This is a genomic window from Dactylosporangium darangshiense (assembly GCF_039537565.1).
GTDB lineage: Bacteria > Actinomycetota > Actinomycetes > Mycobacteriales > Micromonosporaceae > Dactylosporangium > Dactylosporangium darangshiense.
Window position 1 is genome coordinate 1 of the sequence record NZ_BAABAT010000064.1, and the last position, 14,514, is coordinate 14,514.

Genomic DNA, 14,514 nt, shown 5'->3' on the forward strand with positions numbered 1-14,514 from the left:
CGAAGCCATGATCCGCTGGGCCGCGATCAACACCATGACCAGCCGCATCGCCCGAGGCCGGCCAGCCACCCGTCAGCAACGCTGGCGCTGGCCCGACGACAAATAGACCACTTCTCAAACACACTCTTAGTGCCGGGGGTCTAGATCCTGTCGGTGGTGGGTAGGAGCCTTGGTTCATGTCGCTTTCGATTCCAGAGCGCGAGGAGTTTCTCGCCCAGCCGCATGTTGCCGCACTGTCTGTGAGCGCGGGCCCGGGCCGTGGGCCGTTGGTCGTCCCGATCTGGTACCACTACGTCCCGGGCGGTCCGCTCTGGGTCTCGACCCATCGGGATTCGCGTAAGGGAAAGCTGATCGCCGAGGCTGGTCGGTTCTCACTGATGGTCGATCGGGTGGCGCCCACGACGCGCTATGTCTCGGTCGAGGGACGAGCCAGCGTGATCGGGCCTTCGAGCGATGATGATCTCCGTGTGATTGCCAGCAGGTATCTCGTGCCGGCGAAGGTCGAGCCGTATGTGAGGTTCGCGCGGGGCGAGTACCGGATCGAGCTGGAGCCGGAGCATTGGCTCTCATCGGATCTCGGCGAGCCGTGATCGACTGGTAGCGGCAGGCGCAGCCCGGCCGCGTCGTCGACACTACATGGACGCTAACGTTCTCCGCCGTCGATGAGTCCGTCGCCTGCTGGTGCGAAGGAGGGAACCGGCGAGGCGGCGAACAGCAGTAGCTTCAGTGCGCTGGCCAATCGATCGTGCCGGAACCGGGTGTATCGCCAATGATCGCGGCGGTCCGGCGCATGATCGGATGCACTGAATTCGGCAGAGTCGGATGCCCTGCCGCGGGAAGCTCGATCACTCGCTGTCACGATGGACCGAGCGCTGGCGAGCGCGGTCTGCGGCATGTCCGCGCACCCGATCATGGTGCTGATACTCGGGGGTATGCTCGCCGCCCCGCTTGAGGAAGCGGTGGTGGAGAGAGTCTGTCCGCGCGGCACGGGATACGTGGCCGGTGCGGGTCTGGTCGTGCACGTCCGTAGCCGGAATGCGCCGCGCCAGCGCTGGTCGGTCAGAAGTAGGGGAGCCTGGTCATGCGTGATGTCGACGAACCGGTCGGGGTGCGGCCTGGGCGGGATTGGTGGTTGCCCATCCTGCAGGTGCAGCTGTACGTGGCCGTCAGTGAGGATCGCGGTCGGGCGGTGACGGCGGCGCAGCGGTGGTTCAGGGACGGCTTCACCCAGCTCGGCGGCGCGTTCTACGACCCGGCCGCCCAAGCCTCGCCGACGGAATTGCACATCGAGACCAGGCTGTCGCGTCGCGAGCCGCACGCGGTGAGCATCATGCTCTCGATTCCGCAGCGCGGAGGTGACGGCTACCTGCACACAGCCTATTCGCCCGTCATGTTCGATGCCCTCGTCGAGTCGCTGCAGGACCTGCCGCGTGGCGCGAACCTCTGGTTCGACGCCAACGGTGACGATGGCGAGTCGCACACCGGCCCGACTCTGGGCTTCGACCTGGATCGGATCGACAGCGACACCGGCGCGTGGCTACAGCTGCGCCTGCTGACACTGAGGACCCCACTCACACAGACGAACGGCATGGCGCCACTGCTCGCCTTCGTACGCGGCGTGGCGAACCTGGGCAACCCGGTGCACGGCGAGATCTTCTGGGGCAACCAGACCGGCGGCGTCTTCGAGTGGGGTATCGGCAAGTACGTGGAGCAGAGCCTCCCGCAGGCCCGCCAACTCCTGCGCGGGTACGCGTGGCTCACCATCCTCCCCGAGGAGATCGGACAGCGGCTCGGCGGACTGGACGCGCTCCGGTTCAGTGGCGCATTCGTCGAGGTCGAGCACCTGGACGCCGGTGGCTACTGGTGCCGGGCGACCCCGAGTATTGAGCAATACGACCAGGCCGCAGCCGAGCGGGTGTTCGAGGTCGTCGCCCCCGCGCTGCCGCCTGGACCACCAGACCTGCGACGAGTATCGCGGCCGAACGCGCTCTCCGCCCGCGACGCATCAAATCGATAGACACCAGAACCCGCCGTGAGCCCACATCGGCAGACCTGCACGAACTCACGGACCTGAGACGCGGAGAACGACTCGGCACCGAAGAGGTCCTTCATCTTTGTCGATGACGACCTGTAGTGCGACGTCCAAGAAGACGCACGAGTGAGCCCTCCCAGGCCTGACATCGCAGGCGGCTGTCAGCCGTGCGTCAGGCATTTCCTACGATAACGGCTTACCCCCTACGGCGATCTGCCGTGGACCTGTCAAAGCGCAATCCTCCGTGGAAATCACATTATTGGAGCTGCGATATTCGCTCTAGTGATGTGATCGCCTGCGGGCTTGCCTCGTCAGCCAGAATTCGCCAATAAGTGCTGTCACGGACCTCCAGCACCAGCACGCACTTACCAATCCCGTCGGAAGCTACTAGCGTTGCGTCGAACGGCTGAAACACCAACTCCCCGAAATAAACTAGAGCCGACCACGAGTAGTCCAATCCCTCAACGGCGTGCTCCAAGGAACGCTGCAACTTCTGTACGTCGAGGTCTGCATGCCGCTTCGACGTTCCATCGAAGTCCAACAGCCGCCAATTCCAAGCGGATCCGGCAACTCGCCCGAGCACTTCGGTCAGGGTTGTCATTTCGCCGTCGTGGCGAAATGCCGGGATTAACGCCTCAATCATCAGCAACCTTCAAACGGCTCGACGGTTCCACGTGCGCCAGTAACAGGGTCATATACATGCTGATGCGGGTTTGGGTGGAGCCTAGGATCACTGTGGTCCGACCAGTGGCTTTGACGCACCAGCCGACCGTTCTCGTCAAACTCGTGTGCTGCGTTATATTCACTCGGCTTTCCGACATTGTTTCGGCCGAGCTGCGTGTGCGCCCTACCTTCCACGTCTGGTATCGCCTTGCCGCCCTTATCGTAAAGTTCCCGCAAATTCCGCGGCGGGAAGTAGTTTACACCGTCGTTGTGAACGAGCACCGGCGTGTTGCCGGCGAGCACTTAGTACGTGTGGATGTCGGCAACGGTGAGGTTGCGCATCTCCTGGCGGCCGATGTACGCAACGACGCTAGTAACGATTTCGACCGTGTCGTTGACGGTGTGGAGCTGGTCGCCAGGCTCGAGGTCGGCGGCGTCAGACCAGCGCTGCCGAGACTCGTTCCAGAACGGGTGGTGGGCGGTGGTGTGCAGGACCGCGGGGCCGTTGGGACCTTCAATAGTCAGGTCAACGAGCTCGATGTCGATGTTGGCGTGGAGGATCGTTACCGGCTCAGCGTGAGTTTGTCCGGTGAGCGGGTCGGTTGCGAGGATAAGGTCGCCGATGTCCACGTCTTCGATCGGTTTCGTGGTTCCGTCTGCAAGCAGAACCGGCGTGCCTGGGAGGAAGCTATTGCGCCTGCAGGCTTTGCCGGCGAGGTTGTCGGCTTCGCCGACGAGGTCGTCGGCTTTGGTGGCGGCGCGTTCGGCTTCGGCGAGGACCTTCTTGGCCCATTTGACCTCGCCAACCCATCGCAGGATCGCGCGGCCGACCCGCCATGCTGCTTCCCCGACTTTGGCTGCTTTGAAGATCTGTCCCCATGGCAGGACGTTGATCAGGGTATTGACGCAGGCGAGAATGTCGCCCTTGGTGAAGCAGTTGACCATGTCGGTGACGCCGAGGAGATCGAGCAGAATTTTCCCGCCGACGTTAAGGATGACGTCGAGCGCGGTGGCGTGTTTGATCAGGTTGGCTTTTTCAAGGTCCTTGTCGCTCGGCGAACCGTCCGATCCACCGGAGCCATCCGAGCCGCTGCCAGGCCCGGCGCCGCCTGCGCCGTACGGGTTTTGGTGGTCGCACATGGTCGGGTTCGAGCATGGCGGCTCTTTGTAGTCGCCGGGATCGTGGTCAGTCCACAGGCCGGTCGGGTCGGAGGATGTCGTGGGGTTGTTGCTGGCGTACGTGTATCCGTTGGACTGTTGCGGATCGGCTGGGTCGGTGATCGGATCGTCGGAGATGAACCGGCCGGTAGCGGGTTCGTATTCGCGGGCGCCGAGGTGGGTGAGGCCGGTGTTGTCGCGGATGCCGCCGACGAAGCCTTGAGGGTTGGGCCAGGTGGGGTCGGTGCCGCGGGGGTTGCCGAACGGGTCGGTTTTGCGGCGGGTTCCGCTGAGGGTGGCGGCGTAGATGGCGAGTTGGCCGGTGCCGTGGGCGTCGCTGGCGATCCAGGTGGTGCCGGTTGGGGTGCGGGTGGCGGGGCCGAGGTAGCGGGTGCAGGTGGTGGTGGTGCCGGCCTTGCGGAGTTCGTAGCCAGGTAGGTAGGCGGTGGCGCCGGTGGGGTCTTTGGCGATGAGGCGGTTACCGTCGGCGTCGTAGATATAGGTGGTGACGCCTGTGGTGTCGGTAACTGTGGTGAGGTGGCCTTCGCTGTCCCAGTCGAGGGCCTGGGGGGGGTTTGCCGGCGATGTTGCGGGTGAGGGTGTTGCCGGCGTTGTCGTAGGTGTAGCTGTCGGTACTCGTGGTAGCGCCGGTGGTGGCAACGTTGCTCAGCGTGTGGTGCTTGGTGGGGTCGGTGTAGTTGTAGGTGCGAGTGGTGTCGATTCCACCGCCGATGGCGTGCCGGACTTCCGTGCGACGGTTGCCGTTGTTGTAGGTGCTGGTCCCGGTCTGGTAGCCGTAGGTGGTCCAGTAGGCGTCCGGGCCACCAACGTCCGCGGTGGTCGGCGGGTCTTGGCAGGTGGCGGCAATGGTGGTCCACGCCTCCGTGAGCTCGCGCAACTAGCCCGGGCCCTGCGCGCCGCGCAGGGCCCAACATGGGGGCCGGCAGCGCGGGTTCGGGCACTTCGTACGGCATCGTGGCCGGTCAGCGATGGCGTACCGGCTCGGCGGGAAGATCGCTGGGTATAGTGCAGGCGGTTCGGGGAACCGGCGACCCGGAGTCGGCCGACCTCACGCGCCACCTCGCGTTCATCGGCATCCGGGACCCTGGCGGAGCCCCGATGACCCATATCGCTGAGGAGGCCGTCCCATGGAACCCGTCACGCTGATCACCGGTGGCTCGACCGGAATCGGCGCCGCCACCGCCCGCGCCCTGCTCAAGCAGGGCCACCGCGTGGCCGTCACCGGACGTGACGCAGACAAGCTGGCCGCCTTCGCCGCTTCGGCCGGAGCGGGCGAGCGGCTGCTGACGATCACCGGCGACACCAGCGACGCGCACGACGTCGCCTCCGCCGTGCGCCGCGTGGTGGACGCGTGGGGCCGATTGGACAACGTCATCGCCAACGCCGGTTTCTCACTGCCCGGCAACCTGGAGAGCCACGCCCCCGAGGACATGCGCGCCATGGTCCTCACCAACGTCCTGGGCCCGGCCCTGCTGGTGCGGGAGACCCTGCCGCACCTTAGGGAGTCCAAGGGCCGGATCGTGATCATCGGTTCGGTCGCCGGGGTGCGCAACACACCTGGCAACCTGTACTCGGTCACCAAGTGGGCCGCGCACGCGCTGGCCGAGAACACCCGGCTGCTGGTCGGCAAGGACGGAGTCGGCGTGACCGTCGTCGCCCCCGGGGTGGTGGACACCCCGTTCTGGGACGAGCGCGGCGGCACCCCCAAGGCGACGCCGGCGATGACCGCCGAGCAGATCGCGGACACGATCGTCTTCGCCGTCAACCAGCCCGCGGGCGTGGACATCAACCACATCACCATGCGGCCGACCGGGCAGCTCGGCTGACGCCGCGCTCCCGGATCAGGTCCACCGGGAGGTCGCAGCGCTTGAGCCAGTACAGCTGTAACCACAGCGGGCCGGTGGCCGCGGTGGCGATGTCCACACACCGACCGCGTCACAAGATCAGCGCCAGAGCCCGTTTACGCTCATCGGCATGAGAGTGTGGCCGAACAGCCAGCTCGATGAACGTCAGGGGAGTGCAACCCAGATCGTTGATCCGGAAGCGGGCTTTCAGCGCCGGCGGCGTATGTCCTCATCGAAGGAGCTCCGGCTGGCGGCGATGGCTGCCCGGCGGATGGCCGGGTTCGGTGACACGGTAAGCGCGTCGCGGACCGGCTGCGGCGCAGCGGCCAATGCCTCGAATGTGCGCATCGTGATGAACCGGCCGTGGGTACGGGCCCCGACGAGCGCAATGCTTTTCAGGGCGATCGGAAGGTACCGGGGGTCCGCGGTGAGCCGTGCCATCAGGCCAACCCGCGCGGCCTCTCGCACCTGGGTCACCCAGTCGGCGGTGCGCAGCATCAGGACGGGCACCAGGGCCGCGAGCGGACCGGTACGTGACTCGGGATCGGCGAAGTCCCAGCAACCGACCCAGTTCCGTGTTGCCGGCGCGGAGGCGTCCTGTGGTGACGCGGCTGTTTGGCCGGGCGGCCCGGGAATCGGCAGCGCGCCCGAGAGGATGGCGTTCACCGCCTGTTGCCGCACCTGGCCATCGCGGTGCATCGCGCCCAGGACCCAGCTGACCGGTCCGGCGGTGCCGGCACGCAGGCGCTGGCAGACCAGGTCCATGGCGGCCGCGTTCAGTTCATGCCGTGCGCGCACGTGCCGATCCAGGTGCGGCAACGCGGCACGCCTGTCGCTCATGTCGAGCAGTTGGCTGATGAGCAGTACCTCACCGGACGGCTCAAGGTCCACAGCGCGTCGACCAACCGGCGCAGACCCTCCAATTTTCCGATTGCAGCCTCGTCCTTGGACGCAAACAACCTTTGCAACCAAGGTGGGAGAGGACCGCCGGGAATCAACTGCGCCGGGCCAGACGACAGGGCCATTTCAGCATTATGCCTGCGCCCACCATGTATCCCTTGCAGACGGCCGCGACGTCCGGGCACGGCGGAAACGCGCAACGAGTCTGCGGCACCGCGCACCGCCGCCGGCAGATCCGTGCATCTGACCTTCGCTCGGCTGCGGTCCGGACCACGCTGGTATGTCGGCGGCATCCGATGTCAGATGTCTGGATCCTGCTCGCCCGTAGCTCGACCCCGGCGTGACGAACCCGCCTGCACCAGGCGGTTGAGCCAGATCGGCAGATACACGGGAGGGAAATGGAATGCCCGCACGCGCCAGTGGCCGTCCGCGTAGGTCGTCGACATTGCGGAACCCCACCCGCCGTGGCTGGATGTCGAGGATGTCCAACCGCCGGCGACCCAGCGGACCTGCACGAGCGGCACCAGTCCGGTGCCGAGCGGTGGCCGGGTGAGCTCCTCCTCCTCGGACTGCTCGTACGTGTTGGTGTGCGTGGTGTAGCTGTAGGAGCCTGTGCCCATCAAAGGTGGCGCAGATCCGTAGGTGTAGCTCTGACCATGGGTGACCCGCCGCCGTCGAACCTCGTAGCTCTGCAGGACGCCCAGCCCGAGGCCGATCACGATGGCCCAGAGCAGCCACACGAGCGCGGCGACCGGAAAGACCAGCCAGTTGGCTGCCCACCAGTCCCGGAGGAGCCCGAGCGCGCGCGCCGGCACCCAGAACAGCGCGAGCGCCAGCCAGTACCCCAGATACCGGCCGGCAAGTGCGGCCACCAGATACGCGATCGTCGCCACCAGTCGCCGGCCGCGCGGAAAACCCGGATCGGGCCGCTGGAGCACGCCGGCCGCGATCAGGGCCGCGGCGAAGGCCGCCAGCACCGGGTCCAGCCGCGGCCGGTCGAGCCCGGCCATCCCGTAGTAGGCGGCCGCCGCTGCGAGGACGAGGCCACGAGCGATCCAAGCGACGCCCGCCGCATCCCGTGCGGGCCATGGGCGGATGAACCACCACACCAGCAGCGCGCCGCTCAACACGAGACCCGGCCAGGCCGCGCGGTCCCGGGCGAATTGGTGGTACAGCAGGACGAGCACGGCCACAGTGGCGGTCAACGCCGCGAGGGAGAACAGCGCCCGGCGTATCGGCATCGCTCGATTATGCCTACGGTGTTCTCGTACGCATAGGGTGCCGGCTGCCGGTGCGTGGGCGTCGACCGCGAACATCCCGGTGTTGGTGACGGTGACGCTCCACCACGCTGCGGATCGACGCATGTGCCAGAATGCCGCGCATGGCCGAGACGCTTTCGCAGCGGTACGCGCGGTTCTACGCCCCGCTGGCGTTGCTCACGTTCGCGTTGGCGTTCGCGCCGCTCTTCGACGACGTGGTCGAGTACGACGCGCGCGGGCAGGTGGAGATGCGGGCCCACTACGGGACCGTGTTCGACATGGCCAACACCGGCGGGGGCGGGGCGGCGGTGATCGGGATCGTGCTGCTGTTCACCCTGGTCGGGTGCCTGGCCGCCGTGGCGTTCGGGGCGCGGGGGCCGGCGCTGCCCGGGACCTGCGCGGCCCTTGCCGCTCTCATCGCGCTGATGCTCATCGCCAAGCCCGGCACAGGCACGCCGACGCCGCACCTCAGCGGCTTCGGGGCGGTCGGGCTGGCGCTGGCGGTGGCCACGGTCGTGATCGGGGGCGCACACGCGGTACACCTGGCGCTGCGACGGGAGTAGGGCTGTCCCCATCCCGGAGATCCTGAGGCCGGCGGCCGTTGCACCTCGGTGAGCCGGATCGGGTGGCCCGCGCGGTGGATGGCGCCGCCGCCGGGCGCCCGCCGAGAATCCAGTGCGACCGGTCGGCAGACGTCGAGGAGGGGGCGCGTGGCGGTCTCGGTAGCGGGCTTCTGGCATGTCCAGTACGGCAACTATGCGATCCCGCCGCGATGCCCAGGCAGTGAGGTGCGAACCGCGCCTGCCCGAACTATGCTGACGCCGCGTGACTCGCGACCGACGTTCACGGTTGAACAGGTCGCCCGACGTGACCTGCTGCGATCGGGAGCGTGGAGATGGGCGACGTCGATCGATGGATGTCCGTCGGAACGTCGCTGGCTCCGGACTCGTACGAGGCGGCCCGCGAGGCGGCCCAGGCCGCGCTGACCGGCCACGACCCGACGCTGTTGCTGGTGTTCGCCGGCATCGGGCACGACCCGTACCGCATCGCCGACGCACTGCGGGCGGCAGCGCCGGGAGTGCCGGTCCTCGGGTGCTCCACGCACGGTGAGATCAACCCGGGCGGGCCGTACGACGGCAGCGTCGTCGTCACGGCGCTCGGCGGTAGCGGGTTCTCGGTGAGTACGACCGCAGTGCCGGAGATCAGCGGGCGGCAGCGCGATGCCGGGGCCGAGGCGGCCCGGTGCGCGGCCGACGTCGCCGACCGGCCGCACCGGGTCCTGCTCCTGCTCACCGACGGGCTGGCCCGCGACCAGGAGATGGTGATCCGCGGCGTCTACGGCGTGCTCGGCGCGAGCGTGCCACTGTTCGGCGGGGCGGCCGGCGACGGCTGGCGCATGTCGGGCACGTTCCAGCTGCACGGCACCGACGTGTTCACCAACGGCGTCGTTGCCGCCTGTATCGGGTCGGACGCGCCGATCGCGATCGGCATCGACCATGGGTGGCGGCCGGCCGGCGAGCCCCTGGTCGTGACGCGCAGCGGCGACGGGCGGGTCCAGGAGCTCGACGACGAACCGGCCCTGGACGCCTACCTCGACCGGCTCGGCGCCCCCGAGGAGGTGTACCGGGACGATGTCGCCCTGCGCCACTACGTGTTGAGCCGGCCGCTCGGAGTACAACGGCGAAGCGGCATCGAGATCCGCAACATGAGCACCGCGGTCGACGTGGACGGGCGGACCATCGGCGGCGGCGGCAACCTGTCGCTGGGCGCCCTGGCATTCGCGATGGAGGGCGACGAGGAGTCGGTGGTGACGGCATCGGGCCGTGCCTGCCGCTCGGCGATCGAGCAGCTCGAGGGCTGCACGCCGGTCGGCCTGCTCACGCTGAGCTGCGCCGCCTGCCGCGCGGTGCTCGGCGATGACGGCGTCCTCAAGGAGGGCGCACGCATCGCCGAGGAGGCGGGCGCCATTCCCTACGCCGGGTTCTACACGTACGGTGAGATCGCCCGCACCCGGGGCATCAACGGTTTTCACAACCAGACGATGGTCGTCCTCGCGTTCGGCTGACGCGCGACGCTGCCGTGGAAGGGAGTCGTCGCAGTGGCCGACGGAGCCATGACTGCGCAGCAGCTGGTCGAGCTGCTCGCGGTCGTCTCCAGCTGCGACGACGAGGAGACCGCCATCCATGCCGCGATCGAGCGGGCCGCGGAGACCCTCGAGGCGGAGGTCTGCGGCCTTCTGGTCGGCGACGTCGTGGTGGACGCGGTCGGCCTGCCCGAGGGTTCGCCCGACTACGTCATGCTGGCCAAGGTCCCGCGCGGCCGCGGCTCGATCGACCTGCCCGGCCTCGGCCCGTGCGGCGCGGGCTGGGCTGCGCTCGGCCGGGCCGACGAGGGCGTACTCGTGCTCGCCCGGGTCGGGGACGCCTTCACCGTCGCCGAGCACAACCTGATCCGCGGCATGGCCAAGGTCCTCGGCCTGACCCTGCGGATGCTGCGCACCCTGGAGGCCGAGCGCCGCCGCGAGCGCCTCATGCGCCACCTCTACGACATCCAGCGCCTCATCTCCCGCCGCGCCCCGCTGGCCGAGGTGCTGCGCGCGACCCTGGCCGCCGTCGCCGACGTCCTCGCCACTGACGCCGGCGACGCGGAGCTCGTGCTGCTCGATCCCGACACCCCCGGCCAGGCGATGGTCATCCGCGGCGCCGCGTCAGGCCCGATCCTCTGGCAGCGTCGCACGATGACCGACGACGACCTGATCGTCGGCGCGATCGGCATCGACCGCGTCCAGGAACGCGCCGACGCCGCCGGCCGCCGCACCCTCGCCGCCCCGGTTCACGAGCACGGCCGCACGGTCGGCGCACTGGCCGTCGCTCTGGCCGATGGCCGCCGCCTCGGCGACCCCGACCGCGAACATCTGCTGTCGTTCGCCGAACACATCAGCCTGGCCCTCACCGACGCCCGGACAGCGAAGGACATGGAGGCCGCCCGCCACGACCCGCTCACCGGCCTGCCCGGCCGTGCCCTGTTCCACGAACGGCTGCGCCAGCGCCTGGCCGAGAGCCGAGACCCCGGCACAGTGGCGCTGCTGTTTGTTGACCTGGACCGCTTCAAGGCCGTCAACGACACCATGGGCCACGCCGCCGGCGACGCCCTGCTCGCCGAGCTCTCCCGCCGCCTGCAGTCGGTCGTCCGCCGCAGCGACCTGGTCGGCCGCCTGGGCGGCGACGAGTTCGTGGTCGTGCTCTGCCCCGCGAGCGAACACCACGCCAACGAGGTGGCGTCGCGCATCATCGACGAGCTGTCCCGCCCGGTCCTCCTCCCCGCCGGCATGGCCGAGGTGGGCGCCAGCATCGGCATCGCGCTCAACACCTCCGGAGACGAGGAGGAGCTGATCAGGAACGCCGACATGGCGATGTACGAGGCCAAGCGAGCCGGCCGGGGCCGCTTCGTCCTGTCGAGATCCGAAACCGCCGACGCCTTGCGCATCCTGACGGCGAATCCCGTGCACTCTGCCTACCGCATCGGCGGAAAGCCGGTTGGCGGTTGACTGTCCCGCTGACCGCTGTACCGCTCGGGTCAACGTAGTCGCTACGGCCGCCGGCCCTGTGGTGCGGGAATCGGGCTACTGCCGGCACCTGCCGTGAGAAAATTGGTTGGAGATCAGGACGATCACCGGTGCCCACGCACTGATGATGCTTCTCATGGTGCGGGGTTGCGCGGTGGCGAGAGCCGCCGGCACCAGCGTGTCGATGTTGCGGCCGCCGACCGCTCAAGCTCGTACGACGGCGCGGCGTGTGCTGACCAGCAGGGCCGTGCTGTTGTTCAAGCCGATGTCCATGCAGAGGAAGGGCAGTTGCCGTGAGTATCGCCCGCCGCCTGGCCGACCTGTTCCGGGTCAAGGCCAACAAGGCCCTCGACCGGGCCGAAGACCCGCGTGAGGTGCTCGACTACTCCTACGAGCGTCAACTGGAGATGCTGACCAAGGTTCGCCGCGGCGTTGCCGATGTCGCCACCAGCCGTAAACGCCTGGACCTGCAAGTCACCCAGTTGCAGCAGGCCGCCGACCGGCTCCAGGCGCAGGCCACGCAGGCCGTCGACCTCGGCCGCGACGACCTGGCCCGTGAGGCGTTGACCCGCCGGGCCGCCGTCACCGCCCAGATGGGTGACATCACCGCCCAACGCGACGCGCTGAGCGCCGAGGAGGCCAAGCTCACCACCGCCGCGACCCGGCTGCAGGCCCGCGTAGAGGCCTTCCGCACGCGCAAGGAGACCATCAAGGCCACCTACACCGCCGCCGAGGCGCAGACCCGCGTCGGTGAGGCGGTCTCCGGCATCTCCGAGGAGATGGGCGACGTCGGCATGGCCGTCCAGCGCGCCGAGGACAAGACCAGCCAGATGCAGGCCCGCGCCGGGGCCATCGACGAGCTGCTCGCCTCCGGTGCCATCCAGGACGCCACCGCCACCACCGCCGGACGCGACGACCTGCAGGCCGCCCTCGAGGCCGCGCGCGGCGACCAGGGGGTCGACCGCGAGCTCGCGGCGCTCAAGGCCGGCCGCTCGGCCCCGGCTGTCGGTGGTGGCCAGGCACGCCCCGAGGTGACCAGCGGGCAACCGGAACAGGAGCGTCAGCGATGATCACCCGAATTCTCGGTGAAGGCCAGTACGACGTGCCGGAGACGGCGCTGACCGACCTCAACGTTCTGGACGCCGCGGTCCAGGCCGCCGTCGACGCCGCCGACACCGTGGCGTTCCACGCCCGGCTGGGGGAGCTGCTCGCCGCCGTCCGTGAGCGCGGTACCCCGGTGCCCGACGACGTGCTCACCGTCTCCGACCTCGTCCTGCCCGCACCCGACAGCGACCTGGCGGATGTGGCCGCGCTGCTCGGCGACGAGGGCCTCATCCCTGGCTGAGGAGCCGGACATGCGTACTCGGTTCCGCCCCGACCGCCAGCTCACCGCCCGCATGGCGTTGACCGTGTTCCTGCTCGGGCTGGTCTACGTGGTGTTCGTCGCCGTGCTGATCAGCCTGCTCAAGTCGTGGGTCCTGGTCGTGCTGATCGCCGGCGGGCTGCTGCTCGCCCAGTACTGGTTCTCCGACCGGATCGCCCTGGCGGCCATGCGGGCCCGGATCGTCACCCCCGAGGAGGAGGCGCGCCTGCACGGCATCATCGACCGGCTCTGCGCCACAGCGGACATGCCGAAGCCCCGTGTCGCACTCGCCGACACCGACCTGCCCAACGCATTCGCCACCGGCCGCAGCAGCGAGCGGGCCGTGGTGTGCGTGACCACCGGCATCCTGCGCCGCCTCGAAACCGAAGAGCTGGAGGGGGTGCTCGCGCACGAGCTGTCCCACATCGCCCACCGCGACGTGGCGGTGATGACGGTCGCGTCCTTCCTCGGAGTCCTGGCCGGCATGCTGACCCGCTTCATGTTCTACTCCCAGATGTTCGGCGGGCGCCGCCGTGACGGCGACCAGACGTACGTGCTGGTCATGCTCGTCCTGCTCGTCTCCGCCGTGGTGTACGCGCTCAGCTTCCTGCTGATCCGGGCGCTGTCGCGCTATCGGGAGCTGGCCGCGGACCGCGCCGGCGCGACGCTGACCGGCCGCCCGTCCGCGCTCGCCTCCGCGCTGACCAAGGTGACCGGCGAGATGGCCCGCATCCCCACCCGCGACCTGCGCACCGCCCAGGCGTTCAACGCGTTCTTCTTCACCCCGGCGGTCGGGGCCCGGCCGAGCCTGTCCACCCTGCTGTCCACCCACCCGAGCCTCCAGCAGCGCCTGGACCAGCTCGCGGAGGTCTCCGCCGAACTCGGAGAGGCGGCACGCGGCTCATGAGATTCCTCGATGCGCTGCTGGGCCGCACCCGCCCGGTCAAACCGAACCTCGACGCCCTCTTCGCGGTGCCCGCAGCGGCCACCACCCTGCAAGCGGCCCTGGACCTGGCTCCCACCGGCGTCGGCGCCGTCTGCTTCAAGACCGCTGAGGGCCAGGCCGCGGCCCAGGCCAAGGCGGACGCGCTCGGACTGCTCGCCGCCGACCAGACCGCCAACGTCGCCGTCAGCCAGGACGATTACGGGTACACCTGGATCGCCAGCCGCCACGACAGCAGCGACCTGGCCGGCCTGGTCACAGACCTGCACGCGGTCAACGCCACCCTCGCCGACGCCGGCTACGGTCCCAGCCTGCTGTGCACCATCGTCGGTTTCGTCGGCGACAGCCGCCGGCTCGGCCTGGTCTACCTGTTCAAACGCGGCACGTTCTACCCGTTCGCCCCCACCGGCGCCCACTCCCGCGACAACGCCCTGGAGCTACAGGCCCGTGCCCAGCTGACCGGCGAGCTCCCCATCGAAGCCGACCTGAGCCGCTGGTTCCCGATCTGGGCTACACCGGCTCTGTGAGGCGCTCGGCCGCCGACCGGGGAGATAACCCGATGACTCACCCTGCGCCGGCGCAGCTTGGGCGTAGCTTAGGGGTTGGACGTACGAGACGTGCGGGAGAGCCCAACTGGATGACAGTTGAGCTGAGAGGCTGAATGACCGAGAGGTCGGACGGTGATCCCCACTACCTGATCCAGGCAATGCTGGCGAAGGGAAACCGCCTCGTACGTCTTTTGCTGTGCCCGGGTCGCGGCCGGCCG

General features: G+C 68.8%; 14 protein-coding genes. 10 read left to right on the forward strand and 4 right to left on the reverse strand.

Annotation, left to right across the window (positions count from 1 at the left end; genetic code table 11):
• Positions 1 to 176: 176 nt before the first annotated feature.
• Entirely contained in the window at positions 177 to 590 is a 414-nt protein-coding gene (locus tag ABD901_RS52750) for a pyridoxamine 5'-phosphate oxidase family protein (RefSeq protein WP_345142208.1), read from the forward strand.
• A 491-nt stretch (positions 591 to 1,081) separates the two neighbouring features.
• Positions 1,082 to 2,017 carry a hypothetical protein gene (locus ABD901_RS52755; RefSeq protein ID WP_345142210.1) on the forward strand — a complete coding sequence of 312 codons (936 nt, stop codon included), beginning with the start codon at positions 1,082 to 1,084 and terminating at the stop codon, positions 2,015 to 2,017.
• A 271-nt stretch (positions 2,018 to 2,288) separates the two neighbouring features.
• Here the strand turns inward: ABD901_RS52755 and ABD901_RS52760 are convergent, their stop codons facing one another.
• A complete protein-coding gene (locus tag ABD901_RS52760; RefSeq protein ID WP_345142213.1) occupies positions 2,289 to 2,675 on the reverse strand; it encodes a hypothetical protein in 387 nt (128 codons plus the stop codon).
• A 323-nt stretch (positions 2,676 to 2,998) separates the two neighbouring features.
• Positions 2,999 to 4,513: an RHS repeat-associated core domain-containing protein gene (locus ABD901_RS52765; RefSeq protein ID WP_345142216.1), complete on the reverse strand. Its 1,515-nt coding sequence runs from the start codon at positions 4,511 to 4,513 to the stop codon at positions 2,999 to 3,001.
• Positions 4,514 to 5,001: 488 nt separating this feature from the next.
• Between ABD901_RS52765 and ABD901_RS52770 the strand changes: the two genes are divergently transcribed.
• Positions 5,002 to 5,700, forward strand: coding sequence for an SDR family oxidoreductase (locus tag ABD901_RS52770; RefSeq protein ID WP_345142219.1), 699 nt, complete (start codon positions 5,002 to 5,004; stop codon positions 5,698 to 5,700).
• 225 nt (positions 5,701 to 5,925) lie between these two features.
• Here the strand turns inward: ABD901_RS52770 and ABD901_RS52775 are convergent, their stop codons facing one another.
• Positions 5,926 to 6,609, reverse strand: a complete 684-nt coding sequence (locus ABD901_RS52775; protein WP_345142221.1) for a hypothetical protein — start codon at positions 6,607 to 6,609, stop codon at positions 5,926 to 5,928.
• A gap of 308 nt (positions 6,610 to 6,917) precedes the next feature.
• Complete coding sequence (locus ABD901_RS52780) at positions 6,918 to 7,805, reverse strand: hypothetical protein (RefSeq protein WP_345142224.1); 888 nt, start codon at positions 7,803 to 7,805, stop codon at positions 6,918 to 6,920.
• 194 nt (positions 7,806 to 7,999) lie between these two features.
• On the opposite strand from ABD901_RS52780, the gene ABD901_RS52785 reads away from it, so the two are divergent.
• The 7 genes from ABD901_RS52785 (at position 8,000) to pspAB (ending at position 14,275) form a co-directional block, all read left to right on the forward strand.
• On the forward strand, positions 8,000 to 8,440 hold the full coding sequence (locus ABD901_RS52785) for a hypothetical protein (RefSeq protein WP_345142227.1): 441 nt from the start codon (positions 8,000 to 8,002) through the stop codon (positions 8,438 to 8,440).
• A 332-nt stretch (positions 8,441 to 8,772) separates the two neighbouring features.
• Positions 8,773 to 9,942, forward strand: a complete 1,170-nt coding sequence (locus ABD901_RS52790; RefSeq protein WP_345142230.1) for an FIST signal transduction protein — start codon at positions 8,773 to 8,775, stop codon at positions 9,940 to 9,942.
• A gap of 48 nt (positions 9,943 to 9,990) precedes the next feature.
• The gene (locus tag ABD901_RS52795) at positions 9,991 to 11,424 is read left to right on the forward strand and encodes a diguanylate cyclase domain-containing protein (RefSeq protein ID WP_345142234.1); all 1,434 of its coding nucleotides are present in this window, start codon (positions 9,991 to 9,993) and stop codon (positions 11,422 to 11,424) included.
• Between the two features lie 311 nt (positions 11,425 to 11,735).
• Complete coding sequence (locus ABD901_RS52800) at positions 11,736 to 12,512, forward strand: PspA/IM30 family protein (RefSeq protein WP_345142238.1); 777 nt, start codon at positions 11,736 to 11,738, stop codon at positions 12,510 to 12,512.
• Positions 12,509 to 12,787, forward strand: coding sequence for a PspA-associated protein PspAA (pspAA, locus tag ABD901_RS52805; RefSeq protein WP_345142241.1), 279 nt, complete (start codon positions 12,509 to 12,511; stop codon positions 12,785 to 12,787). The genes ABD901_RS52800 and pspAA overlap by 4 nt, the downstream gene beginning before the upstream one ends.
• A gap of 10 nt (positions 12,788 to 12,797) precedes the next feature.
• A complete protein-coding gene (htpX, locus tag ABD901_RS52810; protein WP_345142243.1) occupies positions 12,798 to 13,712 on the forward strand; it encodes a zinc metalloprotease HtpX in 915 nt (304 codons plus the stop codon).
• Positions 13,709 to 14,275, forward strand: a complete 567-nt coding sequence (gene pspAB, locus ABD901_RS52815; protein WP_345142246.1) for a PspA-associated protein PspAB — start codon at positions 13,709 to 13,711, stop codon at positions 14,273 to 14,275. The genes htpX and pspAB overlap by 4 nt, the downstream gene beginning before the upstream one ends.
• Positions 14,276 to 14,514 lie beyond the last annotated feature (239 nt).